We start from the raw sequence: 25,038 nt of genomic DNA, 5'->3' as shown, positions 1-25,038 counted from the left end.
TATTGCCTATGTGATTGTACGGAGGTAAAGGTACGCAATTTTTCCTTATTCCAGAAAAAAAGGAACAGTTCTTCCGAATCATATAATGACAAGGAAAGAACTGTTCCGTGAAAGCATCTATTTAGTAAAACAAAAGAGTACGTGTCAAAGACGGACCGCTTATTCCGTCTTGATGCTGTGAACCGGATTCTCACAGGCATTTTTCCAGCTCTGTACCGTTACCGTCACCAGGGTAATCAGTGTTACCGTCAGGAACGAGGCCAGGAATATCCAGCCGCATATCGGTGTTTTCTCTGAGAAACTTTGCAGCCATTCGTGTCCTATCCACCATCCGAAAGGCGCTGCTACAAGGAAGCATCCCGTAAGAATCAGCAGGTAGTTCCTGTTGAACATGTACAGGATTTCCCGGGTAGAACTGCCCATGATTTTCCGGATGCCGATTTCCTTGCGGCGGTATTCACTTTCGAACAGGGTCAGTCCGAAGACGCCGATTATGCAGATGACGATGGCCAGCAGGGAAAACAGGAAAAACTGCCGGACAAACCGGAGTTCGTTGCGGTAGGTATTGTCCAGAATCTTGTCGATGAACCGGAAATTGAAGTCGTGTCCGGGACTGAACTTTTTCATTGCCTCTTGCAGGGTACGGATGATTTCCACTTTATCCTGTCCCCGGGCAATACGGACATTGAGGAAGTTGTCTCCCGGCCATCCTTCATGGTCTTTTCCATAGAGGAAGAAAGCCATGGGGCGGGTGGTGTCATCGCTGTGGAACGTACTGAACCGGATGTTTTCGCAGAATCCCACCACCGTGTAGTCTCCGGGATTGATGGGCTCATTCACCTTGAGCCAGGGATATTTGGTACGGGCTGCCTCGTTGAAAATATACACATCTCCGTCACCCTGTCTGAAGTTCCGTCCTTCCGTAATGCGGATGCCCATGACCTCCAGGTAGCGGGAGTCAACCGGCAGTACGTCGAAGAAGATATTCCTGTCACCGCTTCCTCGTCCCCAGCTCATGTAATCGTCTCCCGAACTCAGGACAAACTGGGAAAAGGCCACTCCTTCCACTCCCGGAATCCGGGTCAGTTCGCTGACAATGGCTTCCTTCTGCCGTTTGCTTTCCGTGTTCATATTGCCGATGAGGATGGCCTCCTTGTCGTATCCGTATTCGGAAGTCCGTATGTAGTTGCTCTGCTGATACATGATTCCTACTCCGATGATCAGTATGAAGGAAATCAGAAACTGAAAGCAGACCAGTCCCGTTCGCAGCAACTTTCCTTTAGGGGAGAGTCCGAACGAACCTTTCAGAGCCAGGGCAGTGGGGAAGGAGGTCACGTACCAGGCCGGATAAATGCCTGCCAGTATGCCTATCAGCAGGCTGATGCCTAAGGTAATTCCCACCAGACGAGGATGCTTGGACAGGCTCAGAGTGGCAGAAACCAGTTCCTGCAGGCCGGTATCCTTGAGCAGACAGAGGAAGCACATGGCCAGTACGAAGCCACAGAGACTGATCAGCACCGATTCGGCCAGCAGGCCGGCACGGAGTGAACCGGTAGTGGCTCCCAGTACCTTCTGCGTATTGATGCTCTTGATGCGCATGGGTGTTTCCGCCAGTGAGAAATTCATGTAGTTGATACCGGCGATTCCCACAATCAGGAAGGCGATGCAGCACAGAAGGTAGACCGTAGTGCGACTGCTTGCCCCTTTGTTGCCTACCGGAGAGAAATGACTGTCTGTGATGGAAGTCAGCCGGATTTCAGGCAGTCCCTCGATGGTTTCCCCAGAGGCTGCAAGAAACTGGGAGAGTTCTTCCTTGATATCTGATTCTACCTGTCGGACATGAGCGGCATCGTCCAGGGAAAGAAAACAAAAGTAGTTCCAGTTTTTCCAATTGTCTTTATTCTCCTGAGGATTAAGGGTAATCAGAATACAGTCGCCTATCAGCGAGTTTTCAGGAAAATCCCGGTAAACTCCTCCCACAGTCCATTCATCCTGCTTGTTGAAAAACAACTGTTTACCTACCGCATCCCTGGTCTGGAAGAGCCGCAGTGCCATCGATTCCGGTATCAGCAGTGTATGCGGCTTCTCGATGGCCGCTTCCGAACCGGCAATTATCTGTGGATGAAAGAGGCGGATGAAATTGCCGAACCCGAACCGTACCTTTTCGTGGAACCGGTGCTCATTCACTGTCAGGTCGTAGCTGGATACGTAGGTCGGCTGTATGGAGATATCCCGGATGTGTGTAGAACTGTTTCCTATCAGTTCCGCCAGCGGACGCGCCATCCACAGTTGCCAGTCATACTCCTCTCCCGGATTTATCTCTACCCGGAAAATCTTTTCATGGCCCTTGATGCCCTTATTGAAATTAGCGTCATAGTCTACCTGGGCCATCAGAATGAAAAAGGAGACAAAGGCGAGGCCCAGTCCGAGAAGGTTCATCAGACTGGTGGTCGGGAAGCGCCGGAACGTATGCGAGAAATTACGGAACAGTGTTTTCATCATCTTTAAAACCGTTAGAGGTATGTGTGAACAGTAAATTATTTACCTACTTTCAAGTTGCGGGTGTTGAATACCCCGATGCCGTCCTTGCGGATGTCCGCCTGGTCGGCAGAACCGCTCAGCGTCACTTTTCCCACTCCGTCGATGTTGGCCTTGAGCTGACGGCAGTTTACTTGTATATCTGCCTTTCCTACTCCGTCAAAATCGAGCTGAAGGAGATTGCACTGCAGGTTGCCGATTTCCACTTTTCCCACTCCGTCAATATTGAAGGCAATGTCTTCCGCCTTGAGCACATTCTTGCATTCAAAGGAGCCTACTCCGTCAAAATCCACTTGCTTCAAATCGGGAGCAGTGATATAAATATCCAGTTTGATGTTTCCTTTCAGGCTCTTGTCTTTCTTTGTGTCGATGCAGAGCGTACCGTTTTTCACTTCGTTGGTCAGCTGTTTGACCAGCTCCGGCTTTCCTTCCAGCCGCAGGGAATAATGGTCTGCCTGAGTGAAATGGATGCTTCCCACACTTTCGATGGCGATGGAATGGAAGGGAGCGACCTCACGGTTTTCGTTGACGATATCCTTCGTACTGCCTGCAATGCAGGAAGTAGATAAAAACAGGTTGGCCAGCAAGGCCAGTGTACACATAATCTTTTTCATAATGGTATAATATAAAATGGTTGATCATTCTTGGTGATTTGTTTAATTCAGAATCAGCACTTCATTGTCCTTGTAGCTCTCGTATCCCGAGACAATGACCTGCTCACCCGGCTCCAGTCCCTCGAGTACCTCATAATACTGCGGGTTCTGCCGTCCGATGCGGATGGGACGTCGGTAAGCCTTCTTGCCCTCCTTGTCGACTACGAAAATCCAGTTGCCTCCGGTTACCTGGAAGAAGGTTCCCTTGGGAATCAGTACACTTTCGGTCGGTTCTCCCAACTGCAGGTCGATGTAGTAGGTCTGTCCGCTCCGGATATTCTCCGGCCGTTCTCCCTCGAACACCAGGTCAGTACGGAAACGTCCTTCACGCACCTCGGGGTAGACCTTGCGTACCTTCAGTTGAAAACGGTTGCCCTGCCGTTCAAAACTGCCGGGAAGTCCGCCGGTCACCCGGTCGATGTAATGCTCGTCGACCATTGCCTCAATCTTGAAATCCGAGAGATCATTGATCTGCCCCACCATCTGTCCGGCAGTAATGTTCTGTCCCAGTTCGGCATCCAGCAGCCCCAGTTCCCCGTCGATGGTAGCCCGTACCTCCAGCTTGTTTTTCCGCTCCCGTATGAGCAGCACATTCTTTCTCATGTTCTGGAGATTGTCCTCCATCTGGTCCATCTGGATGCTCCGGTAAATGGAGTCCTGTATCAGCCGTTCGTTGATGAGGCTGTGTTTTTTCCGGGATACTTCGTAGTCTTCCTTAGCCTGCAGGTATTCCTCCCGGCTGACCAGCCGTTCCTGATACAGCCGTTCGTACTGGGAGAAAGTACGCTGCTTGCGCCGGATGTCCATGTCCAGTTGCACCTTCTCCGTCTCGTTGTTCAATTTATCCTGCTGCATGGTCACCTGCGTATTGCGGAGCAGGTTCTGCTTTTCCGCCAGTTCCGATTCCGCATTCAGTATCTGCAAGTCCAGGTTCGAGTTGCTCAGGCGGAGAATCACATCCCCCTTTTTGACGTGTGTGCCTTCTTCTACCACTTTCTCCTGCACGATACCTCCTTCTTCCGGACTGAGCTGTACCACCGAGATGGGCTGTACCTGTCCGTTCAGGCGGATATAATCGTTGAACTCCCCGTAAGTCACCTGGGCGATATTGACCGACTCCCGGTCGACCCTCAGGGTAGCCGCATGATTCCCGAATACAATCATGCCCAGCAGCAACAGGATGATGCCTCCGCCAATGAGGTAGGGCAGGTGTTTCTTCTGTATTCCTTTTTTCTTTTCCAACTGTATATCCATGATTCCAATGATTTATTCGTTACTTGATTCCTGCTTTTCTCCGGATGATTTCCTTTCCTTTGTAATAATCTACCAGCCGGCATTTCATTACGTAGGTCAGTTTGCTTTGCAGCAGGGTTATCTGACTTTGCTGTAGGGTGCTTGCACTGTTCTGTACGTCGAGGGAAGTCATCAGTCCTTCTTCAAACTTCCGTCGGGTCACGTGGTAGGCAAGCGAGTCGGCCCGGACTTTCTTTTCCATCTGTATGCTTTCCTTCAGGTAGCCTTCCCGGTCCTGCACTGCCTGCTGTATCAGTTTCTGTAGTGCTTCTTTCTGTGCTTCGTACTGTTCCTGCGCAATCCGGTAATCGTTGCGTGCCTGTCTCAGACCGGCGACTCCCGACAACCGGTTGAAAATCGGAATACTCATGCTGATGCCCACATACGATCCCATGTTGTTGTCGAACTGGCTCCGGAAACCGGGATATCCCGAGCGGTGCAGTTCCTTGTAGTACGAGGTAGAGACTCCTCCGAACAGACTGATGGAAGGCACAAGGTTGCCCCAGGTCATCTTCCGCTGCAGGCGGGCACTCTGCTGTCTCAGGGCTGCCTGCCGGAGGGTCGGATTGCCGTAGAGTGCCACACGGAAGATCTCATCCGCATTTTCCGGGGTACACTCCATCTGCTCGCAGACCGCATCGGTCAGCAGGCGGGTATCCAGTACCAGCGTATCGGCAGCCGGATAATTCATGGTCTGTTTGAGTGTCAGCAATGCTGTCCGGAACAGGTTCCGCTGACGGGTCAGCTCATATACGTCCGTAGCCTGCTGCGCCTCCATCTGTGCCACATCAGCCCTTCCCTTGAGTCCCAGTTGTTCCTGATACGAAGTCTTGTACAGCAGGGAGTCACTTTCCGCCAGTTTCTTTTCGGCCAGTAAAGAAGCCCCGTAATAATAAACCGCATCGATGTATGCCTGGAAGGTTTCCAGGGCCGTCTGGTCGTATGCCTCCTGTTGGGCGGCCTTGCCCAGGAGCAGATTGGCCTTTGCCTGGCGTACCTGATTGATCAGGCTGCCTCCGCGGAATATCGATACAGAGGCTTCCACCGAATAACCGTTGTTGAATGTCGACTTCGAAAGATAGGTATTGGTTTCCGGGTCGACCGAACGTCCGAAATTATATTGTGCGCCGATGCTGCCGCTGATGCCCGGGAGGAACTGTCCGATGGCTTTCATGCGGCTGGCCCGGTAGTTGTCCGTTTCCAGTGCCCGCTGTCTGACCGTGCGGTTGTGCGCCACGGCATACTCCATGCAGCGGTCGATATCCCAGATCTCCTGTGCCTGTACGCTGCAAAGACTGCAGCAGGCCAGCCAGAGAATCACATGTCCGATTTGAAACGTCTTTTTCATTTTTGCTTATTTTCTTCGCCGGAGATAAATCAAAATCCGTGCCATAAATGTAAGTTGCTTTGATACAGCGACTTGTTAAATATCGTTTCCGCAGAGATGACAAAAAATTAGACAGCAAGTGTCTAATTTTTTGTCACTCCCAATCCGCCTTCCTTTTTTATCTTTCCTTATCTTTGCTTCGTGCAAAAAATCTGATGAAAATGACAAAACAAGGAACCCTGCTGGTTGTAGACGACAACCGTAACATTCTGACTTCGCTTCAATACCTTTTGGGCGATTATTTCTTCCGCGTACTGACGCTCAGTTCTCCGGTGACACTTCCTACCCTCCTGGCCAAGGAGAAAATCGATGTGGTGCTGCTTGATATGAACTTCTCGTCGGGTATCAACAGCGGAAACGAAGGACTGTTCTGGTTGCGCGAGATCAAACGCCTTTCTCCCCGTACCGGAGTGGTACTTTTCACTGCGTATGCCGATATCAATCTTGCCGTGACGGGCATCAAGGAAGGGGCCTCTGATTTTGTGGTGAAGCCCTGGGACAACACCCGTCTGGTACAGACCTTGCAGGAAACCTATCAGAAAGTCTGTGGCGACAGAAAAGACCCGAAGGCTTCCCGAAAGGCCCCTGCCGTTCAGGAGTCTACCATGTTCTGGGGCAATTCTGCTGCCATACGTCCGCTGCGCATGCTGGTCGAGAAAGTGAGTACCACCGATGCCAATATCCTGATTACCGGGGAGAACGGTACCGGAAAGGACATGCTGGCCCGCGAAATCCACCGCTTGTCGAATCGGCATTCCGGACCGATGGTCTCCGTGGATATGGGGGCTGTGACGGAGTCGCTTTTCGAAAGTGAACTGTTCGGACACGTGAAGGGTTCGTTTACGGATGCCCATACTGACCGTGCCGGACGGTTTGAGGCTGCCGACGGAGGTACCTTGTTCCTGGATGAGATAGCCAACCTGCCGTATCACCTGCAGGCCAAATTGCTTACCGTGATTCAGAAACGGGCCTATGTGAAGGTGGGAAGCAATACTCCCTGTCCGACCAATATCCGGCTGATCTGTGCCACCAACCGCAACCTGGAGGAGATGGTCCGTAACGGGGAATTCCGCGAAGACCTGCTTTATCGCATCAACACCATTCACCTTCACCTTCCGGCCTTGCGGGAACGGAAAGAAGACATCCTTCCGCTGGCCAAGCGTTTCCTGGAGCAGTATACCCGTCAGTATGGCAGCGGGGAGAAGACCTTCTCTCCCGAGGCGGCGAGACGCCTGCTGGAACATCCCTGGTCGGGCAATATCCGCGAACTGCAGCATGCGGTGGAGAAGGCGGTCATCCTGTCCGACGGTGAGACGATTCAGGCAGATACCCTGCAGCTGAATGCTTCGCTTGCTCCGGCTGCAGCGCCGGTACAGGAAGCGGCTACCGAATTTCATACCCTGGATGAGATGGAGCGGAGCATGGTGAAACGCGCCATCGAACAGTGTGAGGGAAATCTTTCTCAGGCTGCTGCCCAGTTGGGCATTACGCGGCAGACATTGTATAACAAGATGAAACGCTATGGACTCTAGATGGATTTATTCACTGACCTTCCGTCTGCTGGCCCTGGTGATAGGTACCGTACTGGTTACCTTGGGGGTGGTGCAGGACAACTGGAAGGAGATGGCAGCAGGCTTGCTGTTGTGCGGAGGTGCCTTCCTGCTCTACCGGCAGGCACAGAAGCAGCTGCGTGAGAAGAGCTGGCTGATGCTGGAGGCCATCCGCAACCGTGATTATTCGTTCCGCCTTCCGGCTTATGGACATTCGGGCGGGGAACGGATCCTGCAGGATACCCTGAACCAGTTCGGCGATCTGATGGGAGAGCAGAAGCACCTGATGGAGCAGCGCGAACGTTTTTATGAACAGATTCTTTCCAGCGTGACTTCGGGCATTGTGGTACTGGATGAGGAGGGCAAGGTGATACAGACCAACCCAGTGGCGGCTTCTCTCCTGGGTTTGCCGGTATTGGCTACCCTGCAGCAGCTGGAGCGGTACGGGGAGGAGATTCCCCGTCAGTTGCGGAACCTGCGCACGGGGGAGCGCTGCCACATCCGCCTGTCTACTCCCAAAGGGGAGGTGCAGCTGCTGGTGCGGGCTTCCATCATGCAACTGGGAAGTGGACAGGTGCGTATCCTGACGTTGAACGATATTCGCAGTGAACTGGATGCGAAGGAATTGGATTCATGGGTAAAACTGACCCGGGTACTGACGCACGAGATCATGAATTCCATTGCTCCGATTTCCTCGTTGAGCGAGACTTTCCTGAAGCGTCCGGATGTACTGGGCACTCCTTTGTACGAGGGCATCCGGGCCATTCACGATACTTCTGCCGGTCTGATTTCCTTTGTCGACAGCTACCGGAAGTTCTCCGCCTTGCAGAAGCCTTCTCCCGAACCTTTTTACCTGCTCGACTTGCTGCAGCAGGTAGAGCGGCTGGGACTGGTTCCTCCGTCCGTCAGTCTGACGTTACAGATAGAGCCCTCCGACCTGATGATTTATGCCGACCCGAACCTGATCCGGCAGGTGCTGATCAACCTGACCCGGAATGCCGTGCAGGCCATTGGAGAGGCGGAAGGACGGATTCACGTCCGTGCGTACAGTTCGAAGGAAGACCATGTCTTTGTGCATTTCAGCAACAACGGTCCGGCCATTCCTGACAACGTGGCCGAGCAGATATTCGTTCCCTTCTTCACTACCCGCAGCGACGGCAACGGCATCGGTCTTTCGCTGTCGCGCCAGATCATGAAACTTTCGGGAGGAAGCATCAGTCTCCTGCAGGCCGGTACCGGAGGATGGAACACCACCTTCGTCCTGGAATTTGAATAACGAAGCACGCCGGTGGAATCACTTGGAAAACTCCTTGATTCCACCGGCGTGTGTATTACTCTGAATCCCTTTCAGCCTTCTCTGTCCATGTTATTTTCCGTCTGCCAGACGGATGCCGTCTAGGCTATTCCGTCCGCAGATTGATGGTAGGATTGGTCTGTGCCGCCTTTCTTATCAGTCCTGCAGCCTGTGCCAGGATACAGCCCAGTACGGCCAGCATGCATCCGCCGAACAGCCCTGCCGTCAGGTCGATTTTCGTGGCAAACAGTTCCAGCATCTGCCGGCTCAGCAGGTAAGCCACCATGCCTCCTGTCAGTATTGCCGGCAAGGCCGTCTTCAGCAGGTCGCCGAGGAAGAGCCGTTCCACGTTGCCGATGCCTGCACCGTGTATCATGCGGATGGCAATTTCCGAGCGGCGGCGGTTGACCTCATCCCTTACATAGGCCGTCAGTCCGATGAGTGCGATGAGCAGGATACAGATGCCGGCAAAGAGGACGCTGTTCCGTATGTGCAGGACCCCATTGTAGAGGTTCTCCATGTCCATGTTCAGACTGTATACCTTCTTGTCCTGACTGGGCATGGTCTCCGTAATCACCCGCTGTATCTCTTCCATTTGCCGGCTGCCCGTTTCTTTCAGTCGTATATACAGCTGGTGGTTGGGCTCATTCCCGTAAAACATGACCGTAGGACGGGAATCATACTTTTCAGCTACCTGCGATCCCAGCTGGATGTTCTCATACACCCCGCATATTCTGGCCTGTCCCTGGTGATCCGTAATACAGAAGGTCTTTCCGATGGGAGAATCCTTCCAGATACCCAGTTGCTTCATCTTCTCCACAAAACTGCGGCTCACCATCACCTCCTGTGTCAGGCTGTCTCTCAGATGAGGGGTGAACGTGCGTCCCTCAATGACCGGAATCTCGAACGTCCGGTGATAATCCAGTCCCACCAGGTACATATCCGCCACGTTGAACAGTTGCCTGTCTTCTCCCTCCATGAACACATTATTGCCGCTGCAGGTCAGGAACATCTCCTGATATCCCCAGGTCACCCCACTGACATTCGGCAGTTTTTTCAGTTCCTGCACACACCGTTCCCGTTCCACCGGTTTCGTTCCGGGCAGTGAGACATACACTACGTTCCGGTATTCGAAACCGGTCTGGAAATGCGTCAGGTTATGATATTGCAGACCGATGACGGTCAGCAGGCACACAAACAGCGAGGTCAGCAGGAACTGCACGAAGAGCAGTCCCAGTTTCCACAACCGTTTATGTTCCGTATACCGGCGGTAGGCATAAGTCACCGGAATACGGGTATAGAAATATCCCGGCAGGAGACCGCATGCCGCAGCCACGGCCAGGGTTACTCCCAGGCATACCACCAGAGTCGCAGGAGGAAAGAGGGACGACAGACTGTGGCCGATCTGCTCCTGCAGAAAGTCCTGCAGGCCGAACACAATCAATACCGCCAGTATCAGACTCAGGAAGCAGTGCAGTCCCGACTCTGCGAAAATCATCCGGTAAATCTCCTTGTTGCCGGCCCCGTAGCAACGGTAGGTCGCAATGCTCTTGGCCCGGTTGACCAGTGAGGAAACCACCAGCAGGATGTAGTTCAGTACCGCCACCATCAGCATGATGATGCCGAATCCCAGGAAGACCAGGTTCATGATGCGGTTATAATCGGAGGCCGTAAAGAGTTCCTCCACCGGCTGGAAACTGTATTTCAGGGTACCGCCTGCCTGGCGTATACTTTCGGTAATTCCGTGCACATCCATCATATGCTCAACCCCCGGGGCCAGCACTTTCGGGTCGGTGCCCGGAGCCAGCCGTATGTATCCGGCATAACGGTCATTTCCCACCCAGTTGTTCCTGCCGTCCCAGCTTACCTGTCCGATGGTAGGCATGGCCACCAGCACGTCCATCTTCGGAAGGTGCGTATTCTCCGGAAAGGCCTCGAAGACCCCTGCCACGGTCAGCTGGAACTGCGGAAATTCTTTCCAGTAAAGGGTCTTCCCAACTATCTCGCCTCCCAGTTTCTCACTCATTTCCGAAGAAATATAAGCCTGATTCGCCTTCTCCAGTCCCGTATGCGGATCTTCTCCCACCAGCAGGTCGCGCGGGAATACATCGAAGAAAGCACTGTCGCAGAAAAACGCATTACCCTGTATCATCCGCTGGTCTTCCGTCACCAGCTTCATCTCGTAGTTGAGTTCCGTATACCGTGTAGCCGCCTCTACCTCCGGGCAATACGTCTTGATACCGGGAGCAATGGCCCCCGATACACTTGAATAATTTCTTTGCTTGTGCTCGCTGAGGTCGGTCGAACTCGCATAAGCACTCTGTATCTGATACGTATCCTCCAGCCGGGGAATAAAATTGTCGTACGACCGTTCGAAGATAACTTCCGCCAGCATGACCAGTCCGATGGCCAGTCCCACGCCCAGGCAGATAATCTTGATCGGATTCCCTTCCCCCTTCCGGAAAAGATTCTGAAAAGCCCGTTTCATATCCTGTATGCTGTTATCTGTTCATTCATTAATACTGTGATCAGTCATCCGTTTGTACCTTTCTGTCAGCTGGCCGATGACCTACATCTCATCGATAGAAGACACAATCTGTCCGTCGAACAGGTGGACGGTTCTTCCTGCAAATCCTGCATCGCGCTGACTGTGCGTCACCATGACAATGGTCGTTCCCTCCTTGTTCAGTTCGGTAAGCAGTTCCATGACCTCCTGTCCGTTCTTCGAATCCAGGTTTCCGGTAGGCTCATCCGCCAGAATAATCTTCGGATTCGATACCACTGCCCTGGCAATGGCCACACGCTGCTGCTGTCCGCCCGAAAGCTGCTGCGGATAATGTTTGGCCCGGTGACTGATGTTCATGCGCGACAGGATTTCGTTCACCCTGCGCTTGCGCTCGTCGGCAGGGATGTTCAGGTAAGTCAGCGGCAGTTCCACGTTCTCAAATACATTCAGCTCGTCAATCAGGTTGAAACTCTGGAACACAAAACCGATGTTTCCTTTCCGGACGCGGGTACGGCCTTTCTCTTTCAGATGCCCTACCTCCTTTCCGTCCAGGTAATAATTGCCCGATGACGGATTATCCAGCAGTCCCAGGATGTTCAACAAGGTCGACTTGCCGCAGCCCGAGGGGCCCATGATGGCCACAAACTCTTTTTCGCCGACTTCCAGACTTACATTATTCAGTGCAATGGTTTCCACTTCCGTAGTGCGGAAGGATTTGCTGAGATTTTCAATCTTGATCATAATGGTATATGTTTAATGATATTAATTTATTTGTGGTGAGGAATTATTCGGTTTTCAGATGGTCGACCGGGTTTTCTCTTACCGCCTGCCGGCTGATGAGCCAGATGGAGGCCAATGACAGAAGAGCCACGGTCAGGAAGGCTACCGGTAGGATCCATCCTTCCATACCGTTCCGGAAATTCACGGCCCGGTCAATCAGCCGGACACCGATACTGATCAGCGGCAGTGCCATGACGAGTGCCATGCCCAGGGAGACCAGTACGAACTTCATCAGCCGCATCATCTCCTTTTGCTGGGTCGAGCCGAACACCTTCCGTACGGCCATGTCACGCTTCCGCTGACTGATGAAATACAGGCTCATGGCAGTCAGTCCCGACAGAGAGATGATGAACGCTGCCGCCGTAAATCCGAAGAGCAGCTGCTGCATCCCGATCATGTCGCGGTACGTCTCTTTTACCTCGTCGGCATACCAGGACGAATCGAAGGGAATGCCTTCTGTGATGCGGGCATACAACCGGTCCAGTTCTTTCCGGCAGGCTTCCGGATCATTTCCCTGTACGTCTACCAGTATGTTCCAGGGGCGGATGCTGTCGGCCGGCATTTCCGAGATGAGGTGCGGACTTTGAATGTCCAGTATCGAACCGAATTTCAGGTCGCCGAAATAGCCGTTGACCGGGAAGGCATCGTCCTGCGTACGGATTTCCGTCACCTCTTCCGGCTTCAGTGCCAGTTCCCGGAAAGTGCTTTCCGAAAACAGGTATGTCTCTCCGTGCCCCGTTGCCCGTTCCTTCCGCTGTACCGGAATCCGGAAAATATGCGTAAACACTGTATCGGTACGGAACACCTGGAAACTGATGTTCTTCAAATCATCCTGTCCGGTATAGGCCTGCATGGAGTTATTGTTGCCCCGGCTGTTGGGGGTTCCCTGCGTGAAACACACGTATTTTACGAACGGCCGTTTCAGTGCCTCGCTTCTGAAAAGCCTCATCTGCTGCAGGGTCCCTGTGCGCGGATAGTCCAGTACCTGTCCGTAGCTATACCCCAGAGGCTCATGCAAGACACAGTATACTTTCCTGCCCAGATAGATGCTGCAGCACAGCATGGCCAGCGTCAGTCCCGTTTGCAGTACGTACAGGGCCCTCAGGTAAACAGACTTGGTCTTCCTGCGCAGGTTGCCCTTCACAATGTCTATCGGCTTGTAGCGTACCAGCAGGGAGGCCGGTACAAAGCCGGCCAGAAAGGCGACTGCCACTGCTACTGCCAGGTAACTGCCCAGGGTAAGCGGTCCGAGGTCGCCATACAGGTCGGTCCGTGTATGGAAAATCTTATCGACCTGCGGCTCGATGGCCAGTGCAATCAGGAAGGCCAGTCCGAGCGCCGCCGCCACCATCAGCAAGGCTTCGCCCATCATCCGCCAGAAGATGGCAGTCTGCGACGATTCCAGTAGCCGGCGGGTAGCCATTTCCTTGGCACGGAAACTGATCTGTGCCACGCTCATGCTGAGGTAGTTGAAGATAGCCATCAGCAGAATCAGCAGGCCGGAGACTCCGAATATCACCACCTTGGTCAGACTGTACTGTTCCATATTCGGGGCCAGTATCTCTGAGAAATACAGTTCGCGCATCGGTATCCATAAAGCCTTTTCCATGTAGTTGAACTGGTACAGCCAGAAAAAACTCTTCTGGAAATCCAGCAGGTCTTTGTTCTTTGCGTTCGGGTCGCATCCCTTGGCGAAGCGTGCAAAGATCATGGTGCCTCCCGCATTGTTCATCTGCGGATTGTTCCGGCTGCTGCCATAGTTGATGTAATCTACCATATCGAAGGGGACGAAGCCGTCGGTCTCTGCACTGAACAGCGAACGGTCCATATCCTCCACAATGCCGGTTACGGTGTAGACCGGCTGTTTGCCGCCCGAAAGCTGCAAGGTCTTTCCCACCGGATCTTCGTTTCCGAACAACCTGCGGGCCCCCGATTCGGTCAGTACTATGCTGTAGCGGTCGGCCAGCACCTGGTCGGGGTTGCCGTGGAGCAGGCGGAACGAGAAGAAACGGAAGAAATTTTCCTTTACCGCATGAAGTCTGACCCTCGTCTTTTTATCCTGGTACGTGGCATATATCAGGTTGTCCATCCCCTCGGTATTCACTCCGCACCAGTCCTCTATGTCGGGATACCGCGAAGCCAGCCGTTCTCCCACCAGGTAGTGGGAGGCCGCGTAATGTTCGTTCGACAAGACATAGATACGTTCCACATCCTTCAGTTTCCGGTCGGCCGTCAGCTGGCGGGTAACCATATTCGCTATCAGCAGTACAAAGACAAATGCCGTGGTCAGTCCGAACAGGTTGACGAAAGCAAAAGAAGGGTTGCGTCTCAAAAAGATGAAATAGGTATGTAATCCTTTCATGATTCTTACAAAATAAAGTGTTCCTCTTTCCCGGAGACAAAGAGCGTGCCAAGAGATTATCTACTTTATTATCAGTTGGTTTTAGATATTCTCTCTTTGGCCGAATGTCTAATATTTAGACACCGGATGTATGATTTTTAGACAAACGGCAACGGGGCGGTATAGAAAGAAAATACGGTGGTCTCCGCACGTTTCTGGAAAAGTCTTTTCCTGGGGAAGGAAACCCCCAAAGACCGGTACGGCAAGGTTGATGAATAAAGAACAGTAGTTGACTGAGCGTCGTGAATCCTTGAATCAGCAGCGTGAATGGATTAATCAACGGCGCAAATTAATCAAATCATGCTGCTGATTCTGTTTATGAAGAAGGAGCAGATAAAAAACACTGTCCGGCCTTACGCTTATCCATGAAGGCCGGTTGCTGTATAAAAGAAAGGAAGTAGCCCTTTGGGCTGCAGTTCAGTAAAGATAAAAGAGGAGACGAACGTTTTTTTCAGGGAATTGCCTATTTTTGCGTGCCACCCTGATTACGTAGAGAAACACCATATTGCCGGTTCCTGACAGGCAGGCGCTGGGCAGGGGCATCTTGTATGACACATCAGATGAAAACAGATAAATGATTACTATGAGAACAAAAATTTGGCTTTGTATGTTATGGGGTATCCTGTGGATGACAGGATGTAAGCAGGTGACTCCTGAGATTGAGGCCGCTTACGCATTGATTGAGCGGGTAACACCCGGGTATGGAAAACAGTTTGTGCTGGAACTGATTCCTCCTGAGCATGGAATGGATGTCTATGAAATCGTGCCGCAGGACGGGCGGATTGTGCTGCGTGGCAACAATCCGGTGGCGCTGGCTACGGCTTACAACCAGTATCTGAAATATACTTGCCGGGTGCACGTGTCCTGGTTGGGCAACCGACTGGACCTGCCGGAGCGCCTGCCGCTGCCGGAGAAGGCGGTGAGGAATACCATCAACGGCAAATACCGCGTTTACATGAATTACTGTACCCTGAGTTATTCTGCCCCCTGGTGGGACTGGGAGCGGTGGCAGCGTGAAATCGACTACATGGCCATGAACTCCATCAATATGCCGCTGTCGGTGGTCGGACTGGAGGCGGTATGGTACAATACGTTGCTGAAGCATCGTTTTACAGACGAGGAGGCCCGTGCGTTCCTGGCTGCTCCCGGACACATGGCCTGGCAGTGGATGCAGAACCTGCAAAGCTATGGCGGTCCGCTTCCGAAGTCGTGGATTGATGCACATGCCCGCTTGGGAAAGCAAATCATGGAGCGCCAGCTGGAACTGGGCATGCAGCCCATCCAGCAGGGCTTTTCGGGATATGTGCCCCGTGAACTGAAAGACAAGTATCCGGAGGCGAAAATCCGTCTTCAGCCTTCCTGGTGCGGGTTTACCGGGGCTGCACAACTGGACCCGACTGATTCGCTGTTTCAGGTACTGGGCCGCGACTTTCTGGAAGAAGAGAAAAGACTGTATGGGGCTCATGGGGTGTATGCGGCCGATCCCTTCCACGAGAGCCAGCCGCCGGTAGATACTCCCGAATACCTGGGAGCCGTGGGCAAGTCCATCAATACGTTGTTCCGGAATTTTGACCCGGAGGCTGTCTGGGCCATGCAGGCCTGGAGCTTGCGTGAGCCTATCGTGAAGGCGGTTCCCAAAGACGAGCTGCTGATTCTGGACCTGAACGGAGGACGGTGCCAGCAGGACAGTGCCTACTGGGGGTATCCGGCAGTGGCGGGCAACCTACATAATTTTGGGGGAAGAATCAACCTTCATGGTGACTTGCAGCTGCTGGCAGGTAACCAGTATGAGGAGGCGGTGAAAAAGTCGCCGAATATCTGCGGAAGCGGATTGTTCATGGAGGCCATCGAGCAGAATCCGCTGTATTATGAACTGGCTTTTGAGATGCCTTTGCACAAGGGGAAGGTGGACCTGAAGGAGTGGCTGAAGGAATATGCCTTGCGCCGTTACGGACCGCAGAGTGAGCATGCCTGTCAGGGACTGCTTTGTCTGTTGGAAGGGCCTTATCGTCCGGGTACCAACGGTACGGAACGGAGTTCCATCCTGGCGGCCCGTCCGGCACTGGACGTCAAGAAGTCGGGCCCCAATGCGGGTCTCGGCATTCCGTATCCTCCCGAACTGCTGATCAGGGTGCAGTCGTTGCTGATGGCGGACAGTGCGCAACTGAAGGGGTCGGATGCGTACCGGTTTGACGTGATGGATGTGCAGCGGCAGATTATGAGCAACCTGGGTCAGGTGATTCATAAGAAGGCGGTGGAGGCGTACCGGAAGGGGAATCTTGCCGAATTTGAGCGTCACAGCCAGTGCTTCCTGGCCTTGCTGGAGGACGTAGACCGGCTGTTGCATACCCGTCCGGAATTTAATTTCTACAGATGGCTTGCCGATGCCCGTTCGTGGGGAGAGACGGAGGCCGAAAAGGATTTGTTTGAAAGGGATGCGACGGCCCTGGTAACGATCTGGGGCGGCGACGGAGATCCGCTGATTTTCGATTATTCGTGGAGGGAATGGTGCGGTCTTCTGAAAGACTATTATGGAAAACGGTGGGAGAAGTTTTATGCCATGCTGGCCGATTCTTTGCGCAGCGGCCGTCCGTATGTGGAAGAGAACCTGCCTTTGACGCATGGAAGAGAGGCTTTCCGGGCAAATGCTTTTTATTCGGAACTGGGCGACTGGGAACTGGGGTTTGTGGACCGTTGTGGAAAGGCGCAGGTTCCGTGGTGTGAAGGCAATGACTGGGAGGTGACTCAGGAAATGTTTGAAAAGTACCTTCCTTTGGCGGAAACCTATTATGCGGAAGGCATTGTGTCGGGAGTCGTGAAGGAAGAGCGGACGTTTGAGAACCTGGGAGCGCAGTAAGGTCCCGGGATACAGTGGAGATTCCGGGCAAAGGAAAGCCGGGATTCACTGCCCCCGGAGCAGTCGGATAGCTGCTTCGGGGGCAGTTTGTATCTGGGGAATGGTCTGTCTGAATGGGTTATATGAGAAATTTTTTTAGTTAAATAAGAATGTTAACCTTATGATAACATAGAATGTGGTAGGAAGCCTATATATTTGTGCAATCAAAATTTAACGGTATAACCTAAAAAAGTAAAGTTATGAGAAAAGTAATGAGACTGGCGTTTATCGCCATGGCGGGATTTGCCTGCGTGCCGACAGTGGTCAGGGCACAACAGCAGATGCCTCCTGTACCGGTAGACAAGGAAGTGAGAATCGGTAAACTGGACAACGGACTGACTTATTATATCCGTCATAATGAATATCCGAAGAATCAGGTGGACTTCTATATTGCACAGAAAGTGGGAAGTATTCTGGAAGAAGACAACCAGCGCGGACTGGCTCATTTCCTGGAGCACATGTGTTTTAACGGAACCCGTAATTTCCCCGGAAACTCCATGATCAAATGGCTGGAATCGGTGGGTGTGAAGTTCGGCCAGAACCTGAATGCCTATACCAGCATTGATGAAACGGTGTATCGTATTTCCAGCGTACCGACCGAGCGCATCGGTGTGCAGGATTCCTGTCTGATGATTTTGTGCGACTGGGCCGACGGACTGTTGCTCGACGGCAAGGAAATCGATGAGGAACGCTCTGTCATTCACGAGGAATGGAGAAGCCAGACTCCTCCGAGCATGCGAATTGTCGAAAAACTGCTTCCGGAAATCTATCCGGGCAGCCGTTACGCTTATCGTCTGCCTATCGGAACCATGGAAGTGGTGGATAATTTCCCGCACCAGGCATTGCGTGATTATTACGAGAAGTGGTATCGTCCCGACCTGCAGGGTATTGTAGTGGTGGGTGACATCGATGTAGACCGTATCGAAGGGAAAATCAAGGAGATGTTCTCCAAGATTGAGACTCCGGTGAATCCGGCCGAAAGAGTCTATTATCCGGTGGCCGACAATGAGAAGCCGATTGTGGCTTTCGGGGCCGACAAGGAACAGAGCAACTACGTGGCACAGCTGATGTTCAAGTACGATGCACTGCCCGATTCACTGAAGGGTACGATGGCCGACGTGACTACCGAATACCTGCTCGACATGGCAGAGATGATGCTGCAGATGCGGTTGAACGAACTGGGACAGAAGGCTGACGCTCCGTTTGCCGTAGCCGCTGCCAGTCACCAGGAGTTCCTGATGGCCAAGACCAAGCAGGCCTTCCAGCTGGTGATGGTGCCGAAGGGCAATACTTTCGACGAAGGTCTGAAGGCGGTATACCGTGAGGCCCTGCGTGCCAAGAGAGGTGGATTCACAGCCACGGAATATGCCCGTTGCCGTACGGAGTATCTTTCTCAGTTGGAAAAGGCGTACAACAACCGCAACCAGCAGGAGAACAAGACACTGGCAGAATCGTACGTACGCAACTTTATCGACAAGAAGCCTATCCCTGGAATAGAGACAGAGTACCAGATGATGAGCATGATTGTCAACCAGATTCCGGTGGAGGCCGTCAACCAGGTGTTCTCACAGCTCATCTCGGACAAGAACCTGGTAGTACTGGGACTGATGCCGGAGCGTGAGGGAGAGGCGTGTCCGACCCACGAAGAGGTACTTGCCCTGCTGAGTCAGGTGGAAGCCGAGGACATTGCTCCTTATGTGGATAACGTGAAGAACGAACCGCTGGTCAGTGAACTGCCTGCTGCCGGAAAGGTAGTGAAGGAAAACGTATTGTCTGACTTCGGTGCAAAGGAATGGGTGCTTTCCAACGGTGCCAAGGTGATTGTGAAGAAGACCGACTTCAAGTCGGATGAAATCAGTCTGACGGCAGTTGCCAAGGGAGGTACATCGGTATATGGCAACGACAAGGCTGCCGACCTGCTCTTTATGCCGGCTGTACTCGAACAGCACGGACTGGGTAATTTCACGAATTCCGACCTGGGCAAGCTGTTGGCCGGAAAGCAGGTATCGCTGAACATCGCACTGGATGAATATTCACGCGGCCTGTCAGGGAATACGACTCCCAAGGACCTGAAGACTTACATGGAGATGATTTACATGACCTTTACCGGACTGAATGTGACAGCGGATGAGTTTGCTTCCATGCAGAACCTGTACAAAGGTTTGCTGCAGAATCAGGAAGAGAATCCGAACTTTGTCTTCCAGAAGAAGGTACAGGAATTCCTGTATGCCTCTCCGATGAAACAGGTGTTTGGAGTGAGCGACATCGAAAAGGCCAGCCGTGAAGGTATTCTGGACATTATCCATGAACAGTTGGCCAATGCAGGCGAGTTTACGTTTGTATTCAGCGGCAACTTCGATGAGGCTGAACTGAAAGCACTGGCAGAACAGTACATCGGTTCACTGCCTTCTGTAAAGGGAAAGAAAGCCGAAGTGAAGTACGACAGCGCACTCGAAATCAAGGCCGGCAACGAAGAGAAGGAATTTACCATGAAGATGGAAGTACCGCAGGGTAGTGCGGCTGTCATCGTCAGCGGAAAGATGCCTTATTCATTCAAGAACCGCCTTCTGGCATCCATGTCGGCACAGATTATCTCTACCCGCCTTATCAGTGAGGTGCGTGAAAAGGAAGGAGCGGTGTACAGCATATATACTCAGGGCGCTCAGGACAGAGTAGCCGAGGTATCTGTGGTTTACCAGACCATCTTCCAGGTGAAACCGGAAAAGAAAGACCGTGCCATTGAAATCATCCGCAACGAGTTTGAGAAACTGGCAAAGGAAACACCTGCGGAAGAACTCAACAAGGTGAAGGAATTCATGGTGAAACAGTATGCGGAGAACGAACATACCAACAGTTACTGGTGTGCCATGATTGCCGGCAATGAACTGAAACCGGCTGAAGTGTGCACAGAGGCTGCAAAGGTGATTGAGGCGATTACTCCGAAAGATCTTTCAGCATATGTGAATGAAATCATGCAGCAGAACAACTACAGGGTATTGGTGATGATGCCTGAAAAGTAAGCGGCTGATTGGCTGAACCTATAAAAAAAGCATCCCGGCAAAAGACTGAAACTTGTTCAGTCCCTTTGCCGGGATGCTTTTTTTGTGATGGATGGCGCCGGAAAAGATATCAGTTCCGGGTACTCTCAGTTTCTTCGATATAAATCTTTCCGTTCCGCTTCTCAATCAGTACGGAACTGCCCTTGGGATTGAGGTTGAACGGAGTAATCTCGTCGTTGCGGTTGTCGACCACCAGCAGTGCGTTCTCTTCCGCAAAACGGTTGATCTGCAACTTGACACTGGCAGTGGTCAGGGTGCGGTTCAGCAGCAGACTGTCGTTGACATAGATGGAAAGACTGTCGCCGGCAAAACTGCCTGCCACCTGAATGGTATAGACATCCGGATACACCTGAGGCACTCCGCCTTCTTTCTTCTGACCGCGGAATCCCAGGTAAAGGAAGAGGCAGACAATGAAAAACACTCCGAAGGCCAGGATGCCGTTGCCCACCATAAACTGCTTATTGCTGTTGATGCTTTTTTTGTTCATAATGCTACATGTATCGGTTTACAGATACAAATGTAAGTCAAATTTCGGTGAAGGAAGACCGAACCGTCCAAAAACTGGAGAAAAAAACTCCGGGAACGGCCTTTCGTCCGCCCCCGGAGTAACGATTAAATCAAGTTGTGTGTATAGGTTATAAGGTCCATCCTGCAGTCCAGTCGTTTCCTGCCTGTACTGCTCCTTTGAAGTCGGTTGGAGTGAAGAACTTGTCGGCCGACAAATCCTTGCCTCCGTCTACTGTTCCTACATACAGGTTGCTCCATGAGAACGTCTGGTTGGTCAGGTTGCCCGTTGCCTGTGAGAACATCTCATTGGTATAGAGGCCTTCTCCCGATTCCAGCACTTTGTTGAGGGCTACGTATTCCAGTTTGGAGTCGCCGTTGACCAGTGCGTTCTCAGTCTCGGCAGTCTCTACGGTCAGCGGTTTGTCTTTACCGGTGATGAGGATATTGTACAGTTCCACCTGTGTTCCTGCGCGCAGACGTACCCCCTGCTTGCTTCCGCCGTTTCCGATAAGAGTGGCATTGGCAATGACCGGATGTGCAACCGGTGAAGCCCCGAAGTTGTTGCCGTTGTTGTCGCATTCCATCAGACAGTCGCAGTCATATCCCAGGCTTTCCTTGTTTTCCTGATAAGCTACCAGGAACTGAGCCTTTCCGTTCCATCCTTCTGTCCAGTCGAAAGAGTCGTCGCTACAGCTGGTAACGACCATGTGCTTTACATTGACCGAACCTCCGAAGAACTCAAATCCGTCGTCCGAGCCTTTGTAAGCCTGCAGGTATTCTACTGTCGTACCGTTTCCTACTCCGTAGAAAGAAACGCCGTTGGCTTCATGTTCCTCGTCCAGTGCCTTTCCGGTATATTCCAGGCGGACATAGCGCAGGATACCTGAATTGTCTTCGTCGTTGTTGCCTCCGTACGGTGCGTTACCGATCTCAGAAACCGTATTTCCCGAGTTGTTGGTATGAGCGTATCCGCAGATGTGAAGACCGCCCCAGGCACCTTCCTTCTTCTCGTCGGAAGTCATGATAATGGGGTTTTCGGCCGTTCCCTGTGCATCAATCTTCGCTCCCTGTTCAATCAGCAGGTAAGGAATGTCTTCTTCGTAGTTGGCACTGATGGTGGTTCCTGCCGGGATGGTCAGTGTGGCCCCCTTCTTTACGTGTACCCCACCGGTCAGTTTATATACTTTTCCTGCTTCCAGGGTTCTGTTTTCAGTGATGTTTCCTTGGAGTACATAGCTTCCTTCTTCGGGTCCTGTCGGAGTTGTTCCCTCTTCGTTACTGCAAGCGGTAAAACCAATCATACCGGCAAAAATAACCATAGCTGTTGTTTTCCAGTCTTTTCTCATAATCTTCATTTTTAAGTGTTTGTTTTGTAATTATCCTGTGATCTTTTATAAGTTGTATGTAATACCGATTTCAAAGCTGCTTCCTCGTTTGAAGCGTTCCACTTCCACCGTTTCTCCGGTCTGGGGAACCTCCTGTTTGAAGATGACTGCCTGGTTCAGCAGGTCGCTGACCTGAAGCTTGACCGACAGGTGTTCGTTGAACGTGAAGCCTCCTACCAGGTTCAGGGTATGCAGCGGCTGCTGTTTCACGTCGCCGAGTCCGGAAATACCCACGGAGTGGATGCGCGGTCCCTGCAGGTTGTAGACCAGTGCGGCATTCAACTGGCTGTGTTCGCCGAATCGCGGCGAGTAGGTGATGTCGGCATTGCCCAGATAAGGAGAGGCTCCCTGCAGGGCACGCTGGTTGTTGGTGTATACCCCACCTTCGGGCAGTTTTACGTTGGTGTACATGTAAGAAGCGTTGGCACCGATGCGGAGTTCCCGGGCGATTTCCTTGCGGAATTCTACCTCTACTCCCGCAGCCAGTCCGTCGGTCGCGTTGCGGAATGTCTGTATGGTAGTTCCACCCGACAGTGCCTGAATCTGTTCGATCGGAGCTTCCAGGTATTTGTAATAGGCCGTTACCGAAAGCATGTCTCCATTGTCCTTGAACAGCTCGTAGCGGAGGTCGATGTTATAGTTGTACCCGTTCTGCAGGTCCTTGTTACCTCGGATTTGTGAAGAACCGTACGATTCCTGGTAAAGGAATGGCGCCATTTCGATGAACGACGGACGGGTGATGGTACGTGAGAACGAGAACCGCAGGCTTTGTGCCTTGGCAAAACTGTATTTCAGGTTCATGGCCGGGAACAGGTCGTTGGCATTCAGGTCTCTCCGCTCGGCAATGCTCTGGTCGTTGAAGTAATTCACCCACTGCTTGCTCATCTCGTAGCGTACCCCCAGGTTGATCAGCCAGTTTTCGTTCGGATAGAAGTCGGTCAGCAGGTAGCCCGCATAGATCCGGTTACCGGCATCGTAAGTATCTTTCTTGAGTTTCTGTCTTTCGATGCTGACCAGTCCCTGGTTGATGTTGTCCTGATTGAGGTAATCCGACGGAGTAAAGATATCCGTAATCTCAGGGTCAATCTTGTTCAGGTTGTAGTAAAAGCGGCTGGCCGAATAGTCGCGGGTCTTATCCTTGTAGGTGAATCCGGCCTGTACCTTGCTTCTCTCTCCGAATTTGTATTCTCCGGAAAGGTTGGCAGCCCATTCATCTTCGTCCAGCGTACCGAAATAACGCATGGTTTCCTGGCGGTTCAGTTTGAAGAGTTCCAGACGGTTGTCTTTTTTCTCGAACATGATCTGTCTGCGGTCGGGCTCGTCGCTGCTTGTCTGACTGTAGGAGGCTCCCCAGCTGAGGTTCCATTGGGGACCGAAGAAATGCTTTCCGCTGAGCTGATGATTCTGCAGACTGTAGAAGTGAGTGACACTGTTGCTGCCAATCAGGTTATGGTCCTCGTAATCGTATCCTTCACGTTTCATGTAGGTGTCTACGGCATTGCGTGCGTAGAAGAACGTATAACTCAGCTGGTCTTGCTGGCGGAAGGAATATCCCAGGCTGCCCAGTCCGGCAATTTTCAGTTCGTTGGTATAGCTGTCGTACTGGAAGTCGTTCAGAATGTTTCCCGAAGCCTCCAGGGTACGTACCGAGGCCTCCTTCATGTTCTGCTGTTCGTTGCTGAGACCCAGTGAGGCCAGGATGCTCAGTTTGTTTCCTCCGACAGTAATGTTCTTGCCGAATCCGATGTTACCTCCCAGTTCGGGCAGAGCCGTTCTTTCCGTTACATCGAAGGACGTATCGAACAGCGGTTTTTTGGCCGCATACTTTTCGAAATCGGAAAGGCTCATGTCCAGCAAATTCTGGTCGATCTTCGGAGTTGTGAACAGGCTGCTCCGGTCCATCTGCAGCATCTTCTGTCCCAGAGTGTTGAATTTTCCTCCGGTATTGAGTGATACGCTGAAGAAATCGTCTCCGGTAAGTTCCTTGGTACCGATGTCGATGTGGGCACCGGAATAATCGGCAAAGGCACTGGCTTCATAAACCTTGCTCACCGTGATGTTCTTGACAGTCGAGGTAGGAAACAGGTCCAGAGGAATCAGTTTGTTGTCGGGGTTGGGAGAAGCGATGGGGAGTCCGTTGAGGGTCGTCGTACTGTAGCGGTCGCCCAGTCCGCGGACGATAATCTGTCCGGCAGAAGCGACGGATACTCCGGTGATTTTCTTGACTCCCTCTTCCACGTTGGAGATGCCTTTGGTGCTCATCTCCTTTGCACCGAGGTTTTCGATGGCTACGCTGGAGAGCTGTCTTTCTACCATCAGGCTTTTTTCGTTTTCAAGATTCTTTTTTGCCACGACAGTGACTTCATCCAGTTGCTGGTTGTCGGGCTTCATGGCGACAACCAGTTCCTGATTTCCTTGTATGGTGATGTGTTGTGTCTGATAGGATACGTACTGGATAATGAGGGTACATTCCTTGCGTTTCTGGATGCCTTTTATCTCAAAATGCCCGTCGATGTCGGTAATGGCACCGATGGTGGTTCCGGCTACCTGCACGGTGGCTCCGATAAGCGGCTCCTGGGTAGAATGGTCTATGACCGTACCTTTCAACGTATAGGCCTGGGCGCTGATGCTTGCGGTGATCAGGGAGGCCGTCAGAATCGTTTTGCTGTAATTTATCATGCCTGTTTTGTTTTACGCTGCAAAAGTACGGCGGCGGTGTTACGGGAAAATTGCGTCCGTTTGATATTTCTTATACAGGGATATGACAAAAAGGTTGCGGCGGGTGGGGA

At 52.2% G+C, this 25,038-nt stretch carries 14 protein-coding genes; 4 read left to right on the top strand and 10 right to left on the bottom strand.

The window, feature by feature from the left end:
• Positions 1–159: 159 nt before the first annotated feature.
• The 4 genes from H3001_RS04190 to H3001_RS04175 are packed head-to-tail and all read right to left on the bottom strand — an operon-like array spanning position 160 to position 5,832.
• Positions 160–2,502, bottom strand: coding sequence for an FtsX-like permease family protein (locus H3001_RS04190; protein WP_246368467.1), 2,343 nt, complete (start codon positions 2,500–2,502; stop codon positions 160–162).
• Positions 2,503–2,537: 35 nt separating this feature from the next.
• The gene (locus tag H3001_RS04185) at positions 2,538–3,152 is read right to left on the bottom strand and encodes a GIN domain-containing protein (RefSeq protein ID WP_181214156.1); all 615 of its coding nucleotides are present in this window, start codon (positions 3,150–3,152) and stop codon (positions 2,538–2,540) included.
• Between the two features lie 42 nt (positions 3,153–3,194).
• Positions 3,195–4,445, bottom strand: coding sequence for an efflux RND transporter periplasmic adaptor subunit (locus tag H3001_RS04180; RefSeq protein WP_181214155.1), 1,251 nt, complete (start codon positions 4,443–4,445; stop codon positions 3,195–3,197).
• A 19-nt stretch (positions 4,446–4,464) separates the two neighbouring features.
• Positions 4,465–5,832 (bottom strand): TolC family protein, encoded by a 1,368-nt coding sequence (locus tag H3001_RS04175; RefSeq protein WP_181214154.1) that lies wholly within the window; start codon positions 5,830–5,832, stop codon positions 4,465–4,467.
• Positions 5,833–6,032: 200 nt separating this feature from the next.
• On the opposite strand from H3001_RS04175, the gene H3001_RS04170 reads away from it, so the two are divergent.
• Both H3001_RS04170 and H3001_RS04165 read left to right on the top strand, forming a co-directional pair.
• Positions 6,033–7,403 (top strand): sigma-54-dependent transcriptional regulator, encoded by a 1,371-nt coding sequence (locus tag H3001_RS04170; RefSeq protein WP_178243797.1) that lies wholly within the window; start codon positions 6,033–6,035, stop codon positions 7,401–7,403.
• Positions 7,393–8,697 (top strand): sensor histidine kinase, encoded by a 1,305-nt coding sequence (locus H3001_RS04165; RefSeq protein WP_181214153.1) that lies wholly within the window; start codon positions 7,393–7,395, stop codon positions 8,695–8,697. Before H3001_RS04170 ends, H3001_RS04165 begins: the two co-directional genes overlap by 11 nt.
• A gap of 124 nt (positions 8,698–8,821) precedes the next feature.
• On the opposite strand, the gene H3001_RS04160 is transcribed toward H3001_RS04165, so the two are convergent.
• From H3001_RS04160 to H3001_RS04150, 3 genes are all read right to left on the bottom strand, one after another.
• A complete protein-coding gene (locus tag H3001_RS04160) occupies positions 8,822–11,203 on the bottom strand; it encodes an FtsX-like permease family protein (protein ID WP_181214152.1) in 2,382 nt (793 codons plus the stop codon).
• A gap of 81 nt (positions 11,204–11,284) precedes the next feature.
• On the bottom strand, positions 11,285–11,962 hold the full coding sequence (locus H3001_RS04155) for an ABC transporter ATP-binding protein (RefSeq protein WP_181214151.1): 678 nt from the start codon (positions 11,960–11,962) through the stop codon (positions 11,285–11,287).
• 43 nt (positions 11,963–12,005) lie between these two features.
• Entirely contained in the window at positions 12,006–14,363 is a 2,358-nt protein-coding gene (locus H3001_RS04150; protein WP_181214150.1) for an ABC transporter permease, read from the bottom strand.
• 622 nt (positions 14,364–14,985) lie between these two features.
• Between H3001_RS04150 and H3001_RS04145 the strand changes: the two genes are divergently transcribed.
• Together H3001_RS04145 and H3001_RS04140 are read left to right on the top strand one after the other, a co-directional pair.
• On the top strand, positions 14,986–17,259 hold the full coding sequence (locus H3001_RS04145) for an alpha-N-acetylglucosaminidase (protein WP_181214149.1): 2,274 nt from the start codon (positions 14,986–14,988) through the stop codon (positions 17,257–17,259).
• A 239-nt stretch (positions 17,260–17,498) separates the two neighbouring features.
• The gene (locus tag H3001_RS04140; RefSeq protein WP_181214148.1) at positions 17,499–20,318 is read left to right on the top strand and encodes a M16 family metallopeptidase; all 2,820 of its coding nucleotides are present in this window, start codon (positions 17,499–17,501) and stop codon (positions 20,316–20,318) included.
• A gap of 109 nt (positions 20,319–20,427) precedes the next feature.
• On the opposite strand, the gene H3001_RS04135 is transcribed toward H3001_RS04140, so the two are convergent.
• The 3 genes from H3001_RS04135 to H3001_RS04125 form a co-directional block, all read right to left on the bottom strand.
• Positions 20,428–20,844, bottom strand: a complete 417-nt coding sequence (locus tag H3001_RS04135; protein WP_181214147.1) for a hypothetical protein — start codon at positions 20,842–20,844, stop codon at positions 20,428–20,430.
• A gap of 148 nt (positions 20,845–20,992) precedes the next feature.
• On the bottom strand, positions 20,993–22,219 hold the full coding sequence (locus H3001_RS04130) for a hypothetical protein (RefSeq protein ID WP_394367790.1): 1,227 nt from the start codon (positions 22,217–22,219) through the stop codon (positions 20,993–20,995).
• Between the two features lie 36 nt (positions 22,220–22,255).
• Positions 22,256–24,928 carry a TonB-dependent receptor gene (locus tag H3001_RS04125; RefSeq protein ID WP_181214145.1) on the bottom strand — a complete coding sequence of 891 codons (2,673 nt, stop codon included), beginning with the start codon at positions 24,926–24,928 and terminating at the stop codon, positions 22,256–22,258.
• Positions 24,929–25,038 lie beyond the last annotated feature (110 nt).

It is taken from the genome of Phocaeicola faecicola, assembly GCF_013618865.1.
Taxonomy (GTDB): domain Bacteria; phylum Bacteroidota; class Bacteroidia; order Bacteroidales; family Bacteroidaceae; genus Phocaeicola; species Phocaeicola faecicola.
The sequence above is the reverse complement of the archived record's forward strand: the minus strand, read 5'-3'. Positions and strand labels throughout refer to the sequence as shown.